Source organism: Desulfonatronum parangueonense (assembly GCF_054656975.1).
Genome location: NZ_BAAHXH010000003.1, coordinates 1,204,952 through 1,222,408, shown reverse-complemented (window position 1 = coordinate 1,222,408; position 17,457 = coordinate 1,204,952). Strand labels below are relative to the sequence as shown.

At 57.0% G+C, this 17,457-nt stretch carries 13 protein-coding genes; 6 read left to right on the top strand and 7 right to left on the bottom strand.

Annotation, left to right across the window (positions count from 1 at the left end; translation table 11 throughout):
- Positions 1 to 35 precede the first annotated feature (35 nt).
- From ACYQ15_RS05760 to ACYQ15_RS05735, 6 genes are all read right to left on the bottom strand, one after another.
- Positions 36 to 986, bottom strand: a complete 951-nt coding sequence (locus tag ACYQ15_RS05760; protein WP_459936571.1) for a YIP1 family protein — start codon at positions 984 to 986, stop codon at positions 36 to 38.
- A gap of 115 nt (positions 987 to 1,101) precedes the next feature.
- Positions 1,102 to 1,584, bottom strand: coding sequence for a flagellar export chaperone FliS (gene fliS, locus ACYQ15_RS05755; RefSeq protein ID WP_459936570.1), 483 nt, complete (start codon positions 1,582 to 1,584; stop codon positions 1,102 to 1,104).
- 35 nt (positions 1,585 to 1,619) lie between these two features.
- The gene (gene fliD, locus ACYQ15_RS05750) at positions 1,620 to 3,290 is read right to left on the bottom strand and encodes a flagellar filament capping protein FliD (protein WP_459936569.1); all 1,671 of its coding nucleotides are present in this window, start codon (positions 3,288 to 3,290) and stop codon (positions 1,620 to 1,622) included.
- A gap of 265 nt (positions 3,291 to 3,555) precedes the next feature.
- Complete coding sequence (locus ACYQ15_RS05745) at positions 3,556 to 4,530, bottom strand: flagellin N-terminal helical domain-containing protein (RefSeq protein ID WP_459939550.1); 975 nt, start codon at positions 4,528 to 4,530, stop codon at positions 3,556 to 3,558.
- A 259-nt stretch (positions 4,531 to 4,789) separates the two neighbouring features.
- On the bottom strand, positions 4,790 to 5,173 hold the full coding sequence (locus ACYQ15_RS05740) for a RidA family protein (protein WP_459936568.1): 384 nt from the start codon (positions 5,171 to 5,173) through the stop codon (positions 4,790 to 4,792).
- Between the two features lie 4 nt (positions 5,174 to 5,177).
- Positions 5,178 to 5,486, bottom strand: coding sequence for a hypothetical protein (locus ACYQ15_RS05735; protein WP_459936567.1), 309 nt, complete (start codon positions 5,484 to 5,486; stop codon positions 5,178 to 5,180).
- 113 nt (positions 5,487 to 5,599) lie between these two features.
- Here ACYQ15_RS05735 and ACYQ15_RS05730 point away from each other — a divergent pair, with 113 nt between their 5' ends.
- Complete coding sequence (locus ACYQ15_RS05730; RefSeq protein WP_459936566.1) at positions 5,600 to 5,965, top strand: hypothetical protein; 366 nt, start codon at positions 5,600 to 5,602, stop codon at positions 5,963 to 5,965.
- A gap of 536 nt (positions 5,966 to 6,501) precedes the next feature.
- A complete protein-coding gene (locus tag ACYQ15_RS05725) occupies positions 6,502 to 9,720 on the top strand; it encodes a PEP/pyruvate-binding domain-containing protein (protein WP_459936565.1) in 3,219 nt (1,072 codons plus the stop codon).
- A 10-nt stretch (positions 9,721 to 9,730) separates the two neighbouring features.
- Here ACYQ15_RS05725 and ACYQ15_RS05720 read toward each other — a convergent pair whose 3' ends face one another.
- The gene (locus ACYQ15_RS05720; protein WP_459936564.1) at positions 9,731 to 11,002 is read right to left on the bottom strand and encodes a VgrG-related protein; all 1,272 of its coding nucleotides are present in this window, start codon (positions 11,000 to 11,002) and stop codon (positions 9,731 to 9,733) included.
- A 43-nt stretch (positions 11,003 to 11,045) separates the two neighbouring features.
- Between ACYQ15_RS05720 and ACYQ15_RS05715 the strand changes: the two genes are divergently transcribed.
- From ACYQ15_RS05715 to cls, 4 genes are all read left to right on the top strand, one after another.
- Positions 11,046 to 11,231 (top strand): type II toxin-antitoxin system HicB family antitoxin, encoded by a 186-nt coding sequence (locus ACYQ15_RS05715; RefSeq protein WP_459936563.1) that lies wholly within the window; start codon positions 11,046 to 11,048, stop codon positions 11,229 to 11,231.
- A gap of 68 nt (positions 11,232 to 11,299) precedes the next feature.
- Positions 11,300 to 12,952: a phosphoglucomutase (alpha-D-glucose-1,6-bisphosphate-dependent) gene (pgm, locus tag ACYQ15_RS05710; protein ID WP_459936562.1), complete on the top strand. Its 1,653-nt coding sequence runs from the start codon at positions 11,300 to 11,302 to the stop codon at positions 12,950 to 12,952.
- Between the two features lie 895 nt (positions 12,953 to 13,847).
- Positions 13,848 to 15,467 carry a B12-binding domain-containing radical SAM protein gene (locus tag ACYQ15_RS05705; protein ID WP_459936561.1) on the top strand — a complete coding sequence of 540 codons (1,620 nt, stop codon included), beginning with the start codon at positions 13,848 to 13,850 and terminating at the stop codon, positions 15,465 to 15,467.
- Between the two features lie 493 nt (positions 15,468 to 15,960).
- Positions 15,961 to 17,430, top strand: coding sequence for a cardiolipin synthase (cls, locus tag ACYQ15_RS05700; RefSeq protein WP_459936560.1), 1,470 nt, complete (start codon positions 15,961 to 15,963; stop codon positions 17,428 to 17,430).
- Positions 17,431 to 17,457 lie beyond the last annotated feature (27 nt).

Sequence of the window (17,457 nt, the reverse complement as noted above, 5' to 3'; positions counted from 1 at the left end):
ATGATGAATCTCCAAAAACAAAGCGAGTTTAAAAATCAGAAGGTCGGCACGCCGCTGTTTTGGGCCATGCTCATGACCACGGCCAGGATGAGGACAAATGGGATCAACGGAAGCAGCATGGCCAGGATAACCTTGGCCGTCGTTGTTCCGTGAATGTGCTTGTAGCCGAGAAACGTCACCACCAGCGACCAAATTGCGCCGATCAACGGCCCGATAACTGGAACAATGGTCATGACCATGGGGGCGCTGCCGTAGGTCAGTGCCCGAAAAGTTCCCTCAAATCCACGCGTGGCGCCTCCGACGAGATTCAGGCATGCATGGACCAGTACGGCCATAATGTACAGAAGAACAGTTAATATGGCCGGATAGCCCACAAGAAGCATCAGCATGTTGGCGCCCATGGCTTCACCATCGCCGGCCATGCCTGGTGCCACCCCGGTCATCTCCCAGAGCATTTGCATGACAATCTGGAACAAGGCAATCAAGAGGTAGAAAATCAGGGGCTTTATCTGGCCCGAGCCCACCGGCATGGCCTGAAAAAAGCCGACCGGGCGGAGCATGGCCCGCTTGATGGTTTCCCACATCCCGGGAAAAAAGCCGTGAATATCCAGACGTTCCCAAGGGACCTCAATTTCCCCATTGGGTGTGACGTCTGAGTCGTGGTCATGCCGGGTTTCCTGGTGGGGGGACCCCATGGAGGCGAGGCTGTCCCAGAAATCCCCATTGCCTGCACCCGCTTTTTCTGATTCCTGCGTCTGGGACGTTTTCCGGGGCGAGTCGTTTTCAGGTACCTCAGGGTCCACCGGCGGCGATGGGTCCTGATCCTGGCTTTTTTCACTGAGAAGCGGTGGGGGAAGGGTTTCAGTCGTTGTTCGAAATTGGAATTTCTCTTTGCATTTCGGACAAGTGGCTATTTCGGCACGTGCCGGAATTTTTTCATCCGGGATATTTCGGGTAAAGCCGCACTTGGGACAGGTTATCTCCATGTTGATTCCTCGGAAACAGGCGTTCAGAAAATATCCGCATATTTAGCCCTTCCGGCGGAGAGAATCAAGCAAGGTGCATTACATGGAAACTCAGGATAAAGCTTGTTTGCGGCTTCTACTTGTAGGCGTTACGGGCGTAGCTCATGCTCGTAGTCGGAGTCGTCGTGGGCATGGGGATATTTTGTGAGGTGGACGTGTTCATCTCGAAAGCGCCGGACTGCATCGGCGTATGATTTTGGTTCTTGATTTCCTCGAAAGCGGACTTCAGACCCGAAAGAATGGTGATCACTTCATCCACAAGCTTCGGGTCAAGCTGCAGGTTCGCCTGCAGCAACCGTGTGTTGCAGAAGAAATACAGCTTGTGCAGGTTCTCTCCCAGTTCGCCTCCCTTCTGGGTGTTAATGCTACCGTCGAGTTCAGCGATAATGTCGAGAGCCTTGGAGATCAGGATCCCTTTTTGCTCCATGTCGCGCTCAGCCATTTTGATCTTGGCCTGCTGCAAAAACTTTATGGCGCCTTCATACAGCAGGACGACAACGTCACCAGGGTTGGTCGTCGTGACTTGAGTCTGCAAATAGGCTCTTGCTGCGTTGTACATAACTCTCCCGATGATCGTCCAATTTTTACGGATTATTAGCTATCGGTCCGGAGCGCGCCCAACTGGGAATTCATTGCCTGACCGAGCTGGTCGTAATAGCCAAGTAGTGTTTCCAGCCGAGCGAAACGATTGCGCAAATCTCGTTCCAGACGGGTAATGCGCCTTTGTTCAAAATCGATTTTCCGATCAATACCCTCAGTGATGTCGTCGTAATTCTCTTCAAGAATTTTCAAGGGACCGGATGAAGCATCCGTCAAATCCCTGAGCGCATCTGCCAGTTCGGGGATCTTGCCGTATTTCAAGAAAACATTTCCCGTGAACGTTCCATCCGTGGTCAAATCGTCAACCTTGATTACCATACCGGCCTCAGGCTTGCCGCTTTGGCCGGTTATTTCGCCGTTGCCGCTGTAACTGGCCGGATTGCCGTTGATGGTCGCATTGATGATGGTCCCTCCGCTGACAGTGTACTCCACAGCATACTCGCCGCCTTTGGTCACGCCGTTAACGCTGGATAGATACCGGAAGTGCTGTGAATCGCTTGACCCGATATAGTCCGCGGCAAAAACCCGGGCCAAGGCATCTGGACGGTTGCGCAAGGAATGATCCAAAACCGCTTCGTCGAGCTTGAGCATGCCGAAGGTGGGCGAACCTTGCTCCGCATCCGTGGTGATGCCGACCATGGACAAGGAACTGAACACGTCGTTATTCACGTCGAACCCAATGCCTTTCACCGCCAGAATGGACTTCAGCCGGGAATCGATCATCTGAATGGCGTAGTTGCCGGTGAGGATCGAGCCGTTCCCACTTGTATCAACCTTGGTGAGTTCATTTATCTGTTGCCGAACCTCATTCACCTGGTTGACGAACTCACGGACGTTGTCCTTGATCTTCTCGTTGTCCACTGCAATGTTCAGGGTTGTGGCGCCCTTCTCGCGCAAGGTGAGGGTGACGCCTTCGATGAAATCGGAGATGGAGTTTGTGGATCGTTCGATCCAAAAGTCTGGGTCGGCTGGAAATCCGTCCACTTTGATTTGCGAGTTCTGAGCCGTCAATGTTGTCACAAAATCAGTAGCCTCATATCCCGCGAGTGTGCTCGCTTCAATGATGACATCCTTACCGGCTCCCAGATCCATGCCGCGCAGTTGCAAGCGATAATCTTCGTCGGCATTCTTGATAATGCCGGCCCGTATTCCCGGATTTTCCGGATCAGAGTTGATCAGGTTGCGCAAGGCCTCCAGGGTCGTTCCAGAGGGAATCGTTAAAACCCGGGTTTTTCCATTGTAGGTATATGAAAACTCTGAGCTGAGGCCGCCAGTAATATCCGCGGTCGGGGATGCCGGCCCGGGCTCGCGGGTGGTGAGGATGTGATTCTGGGCCAGTTGATTGACTGTGATGGAATGGGTTCCAACCTGAGCCTTGTCCGTAGCCGTGGCTGTCAGCACGTTTGTGTTAATGCTGTCTGCTCCTTTGACCATGAACCGACTCATGGTGTTCATCCCTTGCAGGTTTGTCCGCAAGGAGAGCATCTTGGAATTCAGCTCACGAAATCCGACCTGCTTTGCCTCCCATTCCGCTTTCCACAGTTCCAGACGGACGGTATGACGCTGTTCCAGCTTGAGGAGCTGGTCGATCATGGTCTTGAAGTCCGTGCCGGAGCCCAGGCCGGTGAAACTGATCTGTCCCGATAAAAGAGCTTCTGTATCCATAAGTGCACCTTGCGGAAAATAATGCCGTTATATTCTAGTGCATATTCTTATGCAAAATACATGCTATTGTGTAGGGTTGGGACAGAAGTCGGGAGTTGGGTTCAGTCGTTTTCGCAGGCGCAAAACCAGTGGCATAAGGTATGTAGTTCTTCAAGAAGATAACAGCCTTTACCAGTGATATTCTCAAATATGAAAGTCGTTAGTTGTTGATAAAATGGCCGGACCCTTATGGTGCCCGGCCTATTTGTTAAGGATGCGTGTGTTTTTATCCGCCGATGAGCTGCATAGCCATTCTGGGCAGGTTGTTGGCTTGGGCGAGCATGGCCACACCAGCCTGAGTCAGAATCTGGTTACGCACGAATTGTGTCATTTCCTGAGCAACATCAGCGTCGGAAATGCGCGATTCCGCAGCCTGGATGTTCTCAGCCTGAATCTGGAGGTTGGTGATAGTGTTGGAGAGTCGGTTCTGGAGAGCTCCAAGGCTGGCTCTGATGTTGTCCTTCGACAATATTGCCACTTCAAGCGCTTCTAAAGCATTTTGGGCACCTTGTTGGGTTGAGATAGAGAATCCAGCGTCATCCTCTACATCTTCTCCGTTGAATTTGCCAGATGCGCGATTGGCATCGGAGTTGTTGCCGAGCCCAAGTGCCGAGGCCGTAGATATGCCAATTGCAATGTAGTAGTAATCTTCAGAACTGTTATTGCTTGGACCAAAGTGTACTTTTAATGGGCCTGTGGATTTAAGTTCAGAGCCATTATGCGCCTCTCCCCAGAGGTGAGGATTTGCTGTAGCTACATTATCACCAGATCCAGAAAGATTGCCATTCAAAAGGTAGATGCCGTTAAACTTCGTTGCATTTGCAATACGCGTGATTTCCGAAGCCATGGCTTGGTACTCGGAATCAATGATCAATCTTTGGTCCGAGTTGTACGTCCCAGTTGCGGCCTGGGTGGCGAGTTCCTTCATTCGGATCAGCTTTTCGTCGATAACGGCGAGGGCGCCGTCGGCCGTCTGGATCATGGAAATAGCATCGTTTGCATTTCTGATGCCCTGGTTTAGCGAAGCGATTTCCGCGCGCATGAATTCACGAATTGCCAAGCCTGCGGCATCGTCGGCACCGCTGTTGATGCGCAGACCCGATGAAAGGCGTTGGGTTGAAGTGCCCAGAGCCGCATAGCTGTTGCTTAAGTTCCGAGCGGTATTCTGCGCCATAAGATTGGTGTTAATACTCAGCATGATACTTCCTCCTTGCGTAATGTTGGCTTCCTTGCCTGAGCGTCAAACCGTCCATCATGGACATGATCCGCACCCCCATGAGTGCAGCCGCTCAGTGTTAAACTCTCTATCGACGGAAGGAGGAAAAACTTTAGGGGGTTGGAATATCTGCTCGTCATCACCGGCTTAGCCGGTGACTTGACTGGACCTGCAAGGGGTTTTGGCTTTCGAGGTTGGACGGGGAATTGGCAGTTTTAAATGAGGGAGTGTCATGAGTGCGCACTTACTCAGCAACCACCGCGACAAATTCAATCTCCACCAGCGCGTCCAACGGCAGCTTGGCAACCTGGAAGGTGGAACGGGCCGGATGGTCTTTTGTGAAGAATTCGGCGTACACTGTGTTCATTGCCGCAAAATCGTCGATGTCCTTGAGCAGAACCGTGGCCTTGACCACGTTGTCCAAAGTGCAGTCGGCGGCTTCCAGAATCGTTTTGGCGTTGACCAGAACCTGCCTGGTCTGTTCGGAGATGCCGCCGGGAACGAACTGCATGGTCGCCGGGTCCAGAGGCAACTGGCCGGAAAGAAAGAGCATGTTGCCTGCACGCACTGCCTGGGAATAGGGGCCGATGGCCTGGGGGGCGTTTGGTGATGCGATGCATTGTTTCATTTGTTCATCCTTTGGTTGAAGTTTGTGCAGTCGGCTTGATTGTCTCCCAAGGGCGAATCGGCTGATCGTCACGGTTGTGCACGTCGTCTCGCCAGGGATTCAGCGGTGCGCAGCAGCCTTTTCCCTGGAGCAGAGCCTTGCGTGAAGCGCGGCCCTGGACCGGGTCCAGCATCATGGAGCATTGATACCGCTGTTGAAGCTGGTCCCAGAACACCTCGGGGCAGCGGGGCAGGTATCCGTGTTTGCGGTGCGACTCCATGCATTGGTCCGTCAGACAGCACCAGCCGCAGCCGACGCAGGATTTCGTTTCCATGGTGATCTTCCTCCCGGTGGCTGAGATATGGACACATTGAAGTCTTGAGTATGCGCCTGTTTTATGAAAACATCCAGCATTATACGGACAAAGATGTACTGGCGGAGCAAATCATGCCGCCTTGGAAGGCAGGACAGCAGGTACGGCATGGATTCGGGTTTGGCGGCAACAGCAAAGGAGGGACCATGGACCGTGATGAAATAGTCAGCGTATTTGAAGCGTTTTTTGAGAAGTACAAAAAGACCGAGGGAGACCGCACATCCTGGTCCGCCCACTGGACCGAACAGATGCCTTCCGGAACCAGCGTGGAGATCAACATGACCAAATGCCCGCAAGGGACACGATTCAAGGTTTTCAAGAACGGTTCAAAACTCGGGGAGATTTCCGGCTGGGACGGCTTTTTCTCCGAAATCGACACCATGCTCGGCTCCGACTGGGATCAGGAGGCGTTTTTTGGTTCGATGCGCGATATGGCGTAGCCGAGCTTGGTGAAAAAGTCGGTTCATCCGGCTGGAGCATAATTATGAATTCTGAACCGCCCGCTTCGCTTAAGCCGCGGGGGACGCCAAGAAGAAAGATTCGAAGATTTTTGACTTCCGCTTGAAAGATGCGGAAGTCAAAAGGCTCCTCGCCTGAAGGCGAATAGGGAAATACCCAGTCAGGGGGAGCCAACTATTTGGCAAGCAGTTTTTTACCTGCTTTGTAACTATTCAGCAAAGTCAGAAAAAAGACCTGGATTCCGGCTTTCGCCGGAATGACATATTGAAGAACCCGTTTCCACGTCAGTCATGCCGGCGAAAGCCGGTATCCAGTGCGGATTTATGACCATACGGATGATGTGGTGAATGTTTACCCTGCTTTTAAATTATACTTTACTTGGTGAACTTGGAGCCTTGAGCGACCAGCGGGAGTAGCTTGCCCCGCACTCACTTTGCCCAGACACATAGCCAAAGCCGAGTGATGCAAATGTTCAGGCAAAATGAGTGCGGGGGGCGGTTCAGGAGAGGATTTCTACATGGCAGATCGTCGAGAAACATGCAGGCCGTTGGCGGACTCGGTCTCGGACCATGCCAGGTCATACGAGCACTTCCAGGAATTTCTGGTTCATAATTCCGATGCCCTGGAAGCCATGGCGGAAGTGGATCAGGCGTACCGGAGCGGCCGGTCTCTGCGGTCGGCGGACGTGCATGAATACCTGGGCAGGCTGCTTGTTTCCGTGAGAGCCATGGTTTCGTCCATGGAGGCTCTGGGCGGCGACAAGTACGCACCGTTGGGGCAACTGTTGGAACGGATCGGCAGGGAGGTTCTGTTGGAACTGCGGCCTCTGGCCGAAAAGCGCAAGGAACTTGTGCTGCCTTTGCGGGCGGTGACGTCGGAAATGATCAGCTTTGCCGGGGCCAAGGCCGTCAACCTCGGGATCATGGCTACCCAAATGGATATTCCGGCTCCGCCGGGATTCGTGGTGACCGCCGAGGCATTCCGGATGTTCATGCGCGAAAATCAACTCCAGGAACGCATCCGGGAAGCCCTGATCGATCTCGATCCGGATGCGACGAACGCGCTGGAGCAGGTCAGCGAGAATCTGCGGCAGGCCATTCTGGAAGCTGAGGTTCCCCGACCGTTGGCCCAGGCCATGGAGGACGCGTGGCAGGAGTTGGAAACACAGCACGGGGAGCCTTTCCTGGCTGCCGTGCGCAGCAGCGCCGTGGGCGAGGATGGTCGGATATCCTTTGCCGGGCAGTACGTCACGGTGCTGGGGGTGGAGAGGGGCCGGATTCTGGACGGCTATCGGCAGATTCTGGCCGGAAAATACAGTCCCCGGGCCATCGCCTATCGCCTGCACAACCAGCTCGGGGACGATGAAACTCCCATGTGCGCCTTGGTCATGGCCATGGTGGATGCGCGAGCCGCGGGCGTGGCCTATTCCGTGAATCCAGCAGGAGAACAACGCGATCGAGACCTTGCGAAGGATGCTCCGAAGCCCGACGACATGGATTCCAACGTTGTGATGATCTTCGCGGTCCTGGGGCTGGGTGAGACGCTGGTCAGCGGAGTGAGTTCACCGGATGTCTACGTTGTGGACAAGGCGGATCACTCGATCTTGCGGCGGGAGGTGGTGGGCAAATCACGTCAGTTGCGCTTGCGGTCCAACGGCGGCACCGAACTCGCGGACGTGGAAGGCAACCTTCGGGAAAAGCCGGCTCTGTCCGACGCCCGCATCCAAAAGCTGGCCCGGCATGTGATCCGGCTGGAACGCTATTTTCAATCCCCCCAGGATGTCGAGTGGGCCGAGGATCGGCAGGGCCGCATGCTGCTGTTGCAGTCCCGTCCCTTGAAGGTGGTTGAAAGCGACCAGACTTCCAGGGCCGGGGTCGATGACGCGGTGCATCCGGTGCTGCTCAGCGCCGGGAAGACCGCTTCCGCGGGCATTGCCGCGGGACCGGCGTTCTTGCCCGGTAATCCCGCGGATATGGAGCGGATGCCGGAGAAGGCGATTCTGGTGGTCCGGAATGCATCGCCGGACTATGCCCGGTACATGCATCGCATCCAGGGCCTGGTGACGGAAACGGGCGGGGTGGGCAGCCATCTGGCTTCGGTGGCCAGGGAATACGGGGTTCCGGCCATTGTGGACGCAGGGGAGGCCGCGACGCGGATCGAACCGGGCCTGGAAGTAACCCTGGACGCCGGGACAACCACGATCTACCAGGGGCGGATCCAGGAATGGGTGGACGCGGCCAAAAATCAAGGCATGGGAAGGGCGATGCATGGCCCCATGCAGCGTCGCCTGGAAGAGATCCTGGAGAAGATCACCCCGTTAAATCTGCTCGATCCCCAGTCCGAGGCGTTCACTCCTGAATACTGCCGGACCATCCACGATGTGATCCGCTATCTGCACGAAAAAAGCATCGCCGAGATGTTCGCCGTTTCCAGAGATGAGCAGGCCCATGACCGGCATCCCGCCGCAATACTGACGGCGGATATCCCGCTGCGCATCCGTCTGATCGATCTCGGGGGCGGTCTGCGGGAAGGTTTGACGGACTGCGACACGGTGACTCCGGAAGACATTCGCTCGGTTCCTCTGCGGGCATTATGGAACGGTCTGACGCATCCCGGGTTGAACTGGACCAGCGCGGTGGACCCAACGCCGCGCAATCTGGCGGCATTGATGAGCAGCGACTCCATGGGCCATGCGCGACAAGCCGTGGGACAGGACAGCTTTGCCCTGGTCGCCGGGGACTATTTGAACCTGAATGCCAAATTCGGGTATCACTATGCCAATCTGGACGCGATCTGTACCGATGAAGGATCGCAGAACATTATTTCCTTCCAGTTTTCCGGCGGCGCGGGAAGCTACTTCGGCAAGTCCCTGCGCGTTCTCCTGCTGGCGGAAATTCTGGAGCGGCTGGAATTTCAGACCGATCTGAAGGGCGACTACATATCCGCCGTACTGAAGGGATTTGATGCACGGGTTCTGCGGGAAAAGCTGGATCTGGTGGGACGGCTTCTGGGTTGCAGCCGCTTGCTGGACGTGGCGTTGAAGGATGAGTCGGACGTGCACCGGCTGGCGGAAATGTTTTTTGCCGGGGAATATGATTTTCTGGTCGGCCAACCTGAAGAGGGGGTCAGGAATTTCTATGTTCGGGAAGGTCACTGGACGCGCCATGGGGAGGATGGAAAAACGATCTGCCGGCAGACGGGAACCCGGATGGTCGATCCCGTTTCATCCGGGCTGGCCTGCCTCATGGGGCGGGTAACGGGGGACGGCTATCACTCCTTTCTGGAAACCATCAAGGCCTACTTCTATTTTCCCCTGGCCATCGCCAAGGACAGCCGCTTATCCGACGGCGAACTTGAGGTTGCCGTCCGCTGCGAATCCGGATGCATCGACATGGCCGCCGGCGTGGTGTTCGGACTGCGCGATGTGGGAAACTACTTCGTCTTCCGCATCGATGCGCTGAAGAACAATGCAATGCTCTTGGTCTTTGAACAGGGCCGCCCCAAGGAACTGGTCAAAACGGCCATGGAATTGAATCCAGACCATTGGTACCGCCTCGGCATTCGCATCGAGGAGCAGGTGCTAACAGCTTCCGTGGACGGTCAAATTGTTCTGGAACATCATGCTTTGAAAGCGGTCCAGGGCTATTGCGGTCTCTGGTCCAAATCGGACTCCGTCACATCGTTCGGGGAACTGCATCTGCGCCATTCGCGGGGGGAACAGACCTTTGCATGCTGATATCGGAACCTTACACAAGCACGTCCCGTTCATCCGAAAGCAGGGCCAAGGCGAGTTGCATTTCCTGGTCGAAACGGGATTGGACCGCTGAACGAACTGCCGGGGTGGAGCCGGTGAAGCGGGTCTTCCGTTCATTGTAGATGGCCTGGATCAGCTCGCTCTCCGAGGGGGAGTTTCCGTTGGCGGATGCCGTATCCAGGGCGCGCTGGAAGACGTTGGCCGCGCCATGAACGCCGTGCTGCACGGCCGTGCTCCAGATAACTTCCCGCAGAGCCGGGGATGCCTGGGCCGGATCGATGCCGGTACGCTGCCGCACCAGTCGGGCAGCCGGATCATAGTAGGCCTTCTGGGTAAAGGCGTGCTGAAGGTCGGCGAAACGCCGCGGGTCTTCCTGGTAGATGCGTTTCCATTCCGCGGGCATGGCGCCGCTGGTCCCCTTGGTGTTGGCTGGACCGGCGTTCCTCAAACGTTTGGCCCACTGGGGGGCTTCAGTGTCCAGGAATTTCAGGAAGTTGTCCATGCCGCCCATCCTGGAGGAGAGCTGGTAGGTCCCATAGCAGGTGCCGCCGCGACGATCGTAGCCGATGGCGTCCGGACGATTGGCGGATTCAAATCTCGCCGCCAGGATACCGGGTTGTGCGGGGGGGGCGATGGGGCGCATGCGGTCCGCGTGGTGCGGGAGAGGAAGATCATGCTCTCGAAAGGGTATCCGGGCAGGATTCTTGTCGAGGTGCGCCATGGTTTCGGGTGCTTGGGCAGGATTTTCCGACGCAACATGATGTGCGGCGACGTTTTTAGTGGAGAAGTCAATCTTTTGGCGCAATCCTTCCGAGGAGTAGTGCGGGGTATAGGCGGAAATGGCCCGGCGCAGGCTGGACGAGTTGGCCGGATCAGGCGAGGGTGGCTGCGCCGGATGTTCGACGGTTGCCTGGATCAAGGCCATCAGGGCAGCCGGTGAATCCAGCGGCAATCCGTTCGCCGGAGCAAGGGGAAGCGGCGGATTTCCGCCTTGGCCAACCTTGGGCAGGGACATTTGGTTCATCCGAGACAAAGACGACTCCAGCGGCGATACCTCGAGTCCGGGCAGATCGCCCAGTGATTTGATGGCGGATGTATTCAGCGACAGTTTCAGCATTTCAGACAGAAAGTCGGCATTCCGACGCCCATCCGCATCAAGGGGACCATTCTGAGCGGAATTCTGCTGCTGTTTGTCCGGCGGAAGCAAAGGCGACCATGGGTAATTGACGATCATCACCTCATCCTTGGTTGTGAATTCTTCCATGTCGGATTACAAAATATGGGCCAGTTTGATAAAGCCGGGAGGCATGATGAATCAATACAAGGTGATCGTTGAGAAACATGTGGACGGATATGTGGCCTACCCCCTTGGGTTCAAAGGCGTAGTGGTCGGACAGGGAGACACTTACGAAGAGGCTCTGGCCGACGTGAAATCAGCCATTGCGTTCCATATCGAGACATTTGGTCGTGAAGCATTCGACATGGTTCAATGACTTGTAAGCTTGATCAAACTCCCCAACTCCGAAACTTTGTTGAACCCATACTTCCCAGGAGGCAATTCATGGCCGTACATCCCTTGGCAGGGCAGCCGGCTCCCCAGGACATGCTGCCCAACATTCCCAGGAGCCTTTCCAGATACTATGCCCTGGAGCCGGACCCGGCTCAGCCCGAACAGCGCGTCGCTTTCGGCACATCCGGCCATCGGGGCGTGGCCGAGGCCCGTTCCTTCAACGAGGCCCATGTTCTGGCGGTGAGCCAGGCGGTTTGCGAATATCGTCAAAAAGCCGGGATTGCGGGGCCCCTGTTTCTGGGAATGGACACCCACGCCCTGTCTGAAGCGGCCCTGGCCACGGCTGTGGAAGTCTTCGCGGCCAATGGGGTCCGGGTGATGATCCACAAAGGGCTCGGTTACACGCCGACTCCGGTGATCTCCCACGCCATCCTGACCTTCAACCGGGACAACCCAGGGCAACAGGCGGACGGGGTCGTGATCACGCCCAGCCACAATCCACCCGAGCATGGCGGGTTCAAGTACAATCCGCCCCACGGCGGGCCGGCGGACACGGATGTCACGAAGGCGGTGGAGGGCAGGGCGAATGAACTGCTGGAATTGAACCTGCGCGGCGTGCAACGGATTTCCCTGGCCAGGGCCCTGGCCGCGGAAACAACCCGGGAATATGATTATGTCGGCCCGTATGTGGCGGATCTGGCCAATGTGGTGGACATGGCAGCCATTGCCCGGGCTGGTCTGCGACTGGGCGTCGATCCCATGGGTGGGTCCGGAATTGCCTTCTGGGAACCCATTGCCCAACGCTACGGCCTGGATCTGACCGTGGTGAACAAGGTCCTGGACCCGCGGTTTGCCTTCATGCCCCTGGACAAGGACGGCGTGATCCGCATGGACTGTTCTTCGCCCTATGCCATGGCCGGCCTGCTGAAGCTCAAGGATCGCTTTGACCTGTGCTTTGGTAATGATCCGGATTACGACCGCCACGGCATCGTTACTCCTGCCGGACTGATGAATCCCAATCACTACCTGGCTGCCGCGACAGCGTATCTTTTTTCCCATCGTTCGCGGTGGAGCGAGAACGTGCGGGTGGGCAAGACCGTGGTCACCAGCGCCATGCTGGACCGGGTGGCCTCAACCCTGGGCCGGGTGGTGCATGAAGTGCCCGTGGGCTTCAAGTGGTTCGTGCCCGGACTGCTGGAGGGCAGCCTCGGCCTGGGTTGCGAGGAAAGCGCCGGCGCCTCGTTCCTGCGCATGGACGGAACGGTCTGGACCACGGACAAGGACGGCCTGGTCATGGATCTGCTGGCCGCGGAAATGCTGGCCATGACCGGCAAGACGCCCCAGGAACTCTACGACGAGTTGGCGGACAAGCTGGGCCGGCCGGTGTACGAGCGGCGTCAGGCCCCGGCGGGACTGGCCCAGAAGCAGGCCTTCAAGACCATGACGCCGGAAATGATCCGCGCCGACACCCTGGCCGGGGAGCCGATCCAGGCCGTGCTGACCAACGCTCCCGGCAACAACGCCTCCATCGGCGGGCTGAAGGTGGTCACCACCAACGGCTGGTTCGCGGCCCGTCCGTCTGGCACCGAAGACATCTACAAGATCTATATTGAAAGCTTTCGGGATCAGGCCCATCTGGATCAACTGGCCGAGGAAGCGCAGGACCTGGTGGACGCGGCTTTTCGCGAGGCCGGGGTGGAGTGATTGTGTTTAGACGTTATTTAGATACTTTTGCTAATGACCCATCAGGATAGGGCACGGGGTCAAGAATTCCCCTCCTTTGGAGGGGTGGCAGGCGAAGCCTGACGGGGTGGTGCCGAAGAGAAGTACAAAAACGCTACATGTCCTTACTTTTCAACCTAAACCACCCCGCCCTACGGGCACCCCTCCGAAGGAGGGGGATTTAAAACCACCCCGCCCTTCGGGCACCCCTCCGGAGGAGGGGAATTTAAAACCACCCCGCCCTTCGGGCACGGGGTCAAGAATTCCCCTCCTTTGGAGGGGTGGCAGGCGAAGCCTGACGGGGTGGTGCCGAAGAGAAGTACAAAAACGCTTCATGTCCTTACTTTTCAACCTAAACCACCCCGCCCTTCGGGCACCCCTCCGAAGGAGGGGAATTTAAAACCACCCCGCCCTTCGGGCACGGGGTCAAGAATTCCCCTCCTTTGGAGGGGTGGCAGGCGAAGCCTGACGGGGTGGTGCCGAAGAGAAGTACAAAAACGCTACATGTCCTTACTTTTTTACCTAAACCACCCCGCCCTTCGGGCACCCCTCCGAAGGAGGGGAATTTAAAACCACCCCGCCCTTCGGGTACCCCTCCGAAGGTGGGGAATTTTAAACCACCCCGCCCTACGGGCGCCCCTCCGAAAGAGGGGCAAATACAGCCCAGGGCAACGCCCTGGGATACCAATGAGTTAGTTTATCCAGCCCTGAAGGGACGATCTAAATGGGTGAAGCTCATCAAAAAATGCGCAATGCTCGCATCCCGATTTACAGAAACGCGTAATGCTCCCGGGGCACACCTACAGTTGTATGATGCGGTAATGATATAGAGGCGACCCTTTGCGCTCGCCCTGGTTTTGTTTTGCAAAGTCACATTATGACCTCCATTCTTTTCGTTTACCCTCCCATTGCCAAGCCGTCCGAACCGCCGGCGGGCATCGCCGTGCTGGCCGGAGTGCTGCGCGGGGCGGGGGTGGGATGCGCCGTGGTGGACATGAATTTGGAGGGCATGCTGGCCCTGATGAAGGGCCCAGTGCATGCCGCGGACACCTGGACCCTGCGAGCCGTGCGCAACCGCGAGAAGAATCTGGAGCTGATCCGTCGGCCGGAGACGTATGCCGTTTCGGGCCGCTACCAACGCACAGTGGCCGACCTGAACAGGGTGCTGGAGAAAACGGTTTCCGAACCAGACGTGCATCTGTCCCTGGCCAATTACCAGGACGACACCCTGTCACCCACGCGGAGCGCGGATCTGCTCCAGGCCGCGGAGCATCCCGAGACCAATCCGTTTTTCCATATTTTTGCTTCGCGCCTGACCGAGGCGATGGATGAATTCCAGCCCGGCGCAGTGGGTTTTTCCCTGAACTATCTGAGTCAAGCCCTGTGCACCATGGCCATGGTTGGGTACGTCCGTCGCCAGTGGCCGGGTTTGGCGATTATCCTGGGCGGCGGACTGGTGACGTCCTGGATGCAGGGGCCAAGCTGCCATGGTCCGGATGACCACGCACCCGGGGACGCACGCGGTGGCCCATCCTTAATGTTGGATGCGGATTCGATGCAACGTTCTTACAAATATCCCGTTCATGCCTTTACGGGATTGGTGGACGAGATGGTTTCCGGGCCGGGGGAAGAGGCGCTGCTGCAGCGATTCGGCAAAATTGACGCAGCGAATCCGGCACATGCAACTCCGGATTTCAGTGACCTGCCCTTGACCGAGTATTTTTCACCTGGGCCGATTCTGCCATACAGTGCTTCCCGGGGCTGCTACTGGAATCGTTGCGCCTTCTGTCCGGAAAAGGCCGAAGGCAATCGCTACGCTCCGGTTCCCCGTTCTGTGGTCGCTTCGGATTTGCGGATTCTCGTGAACAAAGTCCATCCGGTCCTGATCCATCTTTTGGACAATGCGGTCAGTCCGGCCATGATGCGCGAACTGATCCGTCGTCCTCCCGGCGCGCCCTGGTATGGTTTTGCGCGTTTCAACCGTCAGTTGGCGGAACCGGATTTTTGCCGTGAACTGCGCAGGGCCGGTTGCGTGATGCTCAAACTCGGGCTGGAATCCGGCAGTCAATCCGTGCTGGACGGAGAATCCAAGGGCGTGGACCTGGCCCTGGCCGAACGGGTACTGGAGAACCTGCGCAGCGCGGGCATTGGCACGTATGTCTATCTGCTGTTCGGCACCCCGTCGGAGTCCGAAGCCGAGGCCCGGGAGACCCTGGACTTTGTTGCCAGGAACCATCGGGGCATCGGCTTCCTGAACCTGGCCATATTCAACCTCCCCCTGGCCGGAAGAGGGCGGGCCGGTCTGGACGTCATTCCCCACGGCAACGACGACTTGTCCCTCTATGCCGGCTTTCATCATCCCCTTGGCTGGGATCGGGCAAAGGTTCGCCGGTTTCTGGACCGCGAATTCCGACGGCACCCGGCCATTGCCCCGATCCTGCGCCGCGATCCGCCGATTTTCACCTCCAATCATGCGCCGTTTTTTCTGAAGAAGTGAAACCCGGAATCACCTGATCCGGGTAGGGGAGACCTGGGACCGCCGCACCCCAGTGCGGCATGTAAGCCTGGGACCGTCGCACCCCAGTGCGGCACGGTATGAGCGCGCAACATCATAAGTAGCGCGAAAGTTCCCAAATTGTCGGAATAAGGTGCGAGGATTCTTTCGATTTCGATTGCGATTGCGATTTCGATTGAGCGCGGGCAACATCATACGTGCGCGAAAGTCCCCAAGTTGCCGCACTGGGGTGCGGCGGTCCCATGCTGGGTACCGGCCTTCGCCGATATGAGTGAACTTGGAAAGGATATGGGTACAATAGTCATTCCGGCGAACCCCGGAATCCAGTGCAGGTGAATGACCAAACACCGGATGTGCTGATTAGTTTCGCTCTGGGTATGCTTGCATGAGAGGCTGTGGAACGGGCATAAGGATTCTTTCGGTTACGATTTCGAGTGGAATCGATGGTGCGAGAATGGAATGAGGCTGGGTTGATATGCGTGGAATAGTGGTGGAGTGGCAATTTCTTGGAAACTGGCCGACGTTTCTGGCGGTTGGTTTTTTTCTGTACTGGCTGACGGTTCTGGTGGTGCTGGTCAATGATCAGCGTGATCCCACCAAGACTTTGGCCTGGCTGATTGTGCTCTCGATGGTGCCGCTTGTCGGGCTGATCATCTATTATTTTTTCGGCCGGAACTGGCGCAAGATGGCCGAGCTGAGCGGATTGCACGAGCTGCGGCGGGCATTGGCCGAACCGAGCCTCGATTCAATTCGGATGCGGTATGCCGAGGATTCCAATGCCGGCCGCAAATGGGCCGAGAAGCATGGCTACGCCGGCTTGGTCCAGCTGATCGAGCAGGCTGAAGGCGTCCAGCCTCTGCCGGCGTACGACGTCTGGATCCTGCCTGGCGGGGCTGAAAAATTCGCGCTGCTCAAGCAGGAACTGGCCGCCGCGACCCAGACTATCAACATCCAGTATTTCATCTGGGAGTGCGATCAACTGACCGCGGAACTGGTGGAGATCCTTCTGGAGCGCATTGCCGCGGGCGTGGAAGTACGGATGCTCAACGATTTCATCGGGTGTCTGCCATATTCCAAGTCGGAATTGCGGAAGTTGGTCGCGGCGGGCGCCAGGGTTCATTCCGACGTCAAGCAGATCAACAGGGCCAATTACCGCAATCATCGCAAAATCGTGGTCATCGACGGCCTGTGGGGATATACCGGCGGAATCAACGTGGGCCAGGAATATGTCGACGGCGGCTCCCGATTTTCCGCCTGGCGCGATACCCATGTTCGGTTTGGTGGCCCGGCCGTTGCCGAGTTGCAGAAACTCTTCGCCCTGCGCTGGTATCAGGCGACCCGGGAAACACTTTTTTCACCCCGGTTCTTTCCGGAGGAGCATCCTCTTGGAGCGTCAAAAGTTCCGGCTTTAACTGTTGCCACCAGTGTCGAGGACAAATGGCAGTCCGCCCGGCGGGCGCATATTCTGGCCATCAGCATGGCCCGCAAACGGATCTGGATCCAGACGCCGTATTTCGTGCCGGACGATCAGGTATACGAAACCATGGTCAATGCCGCCCTGTCCGGAGTGGACGTCCGATTGATGATGACCGGAATCCCGGACAAAAGGACCGCTTGGTATGCGGCCCATACTTATCTTGGACTGCTTCTGGAGTCGGGTGCGCGGGTTTTCTTCTACACCCGTGGCTTTTTTCATGCCAAGACCATGACCGTGGACGGCAAGCTCCTGGCCATAGGAACCATGAATATCGACATCCGGAGCCTGGAACTGCACAAGGAACTGATGGTCTGGTTTCTGGACGAAGACCTGGCCGGACAACATGAAGCCCTTTTCGAGGCGGATTTGGCCCATTGCGAGGAATACACCCTGGAAAGACTGCAATCCCTGTCACGATACGAAGTCTTCCGCAATTCCGCCATGCGTCTGGCCTCCAACCTGCTGTAGGGTGTGCGGATGCCGCATTCTTGCCGC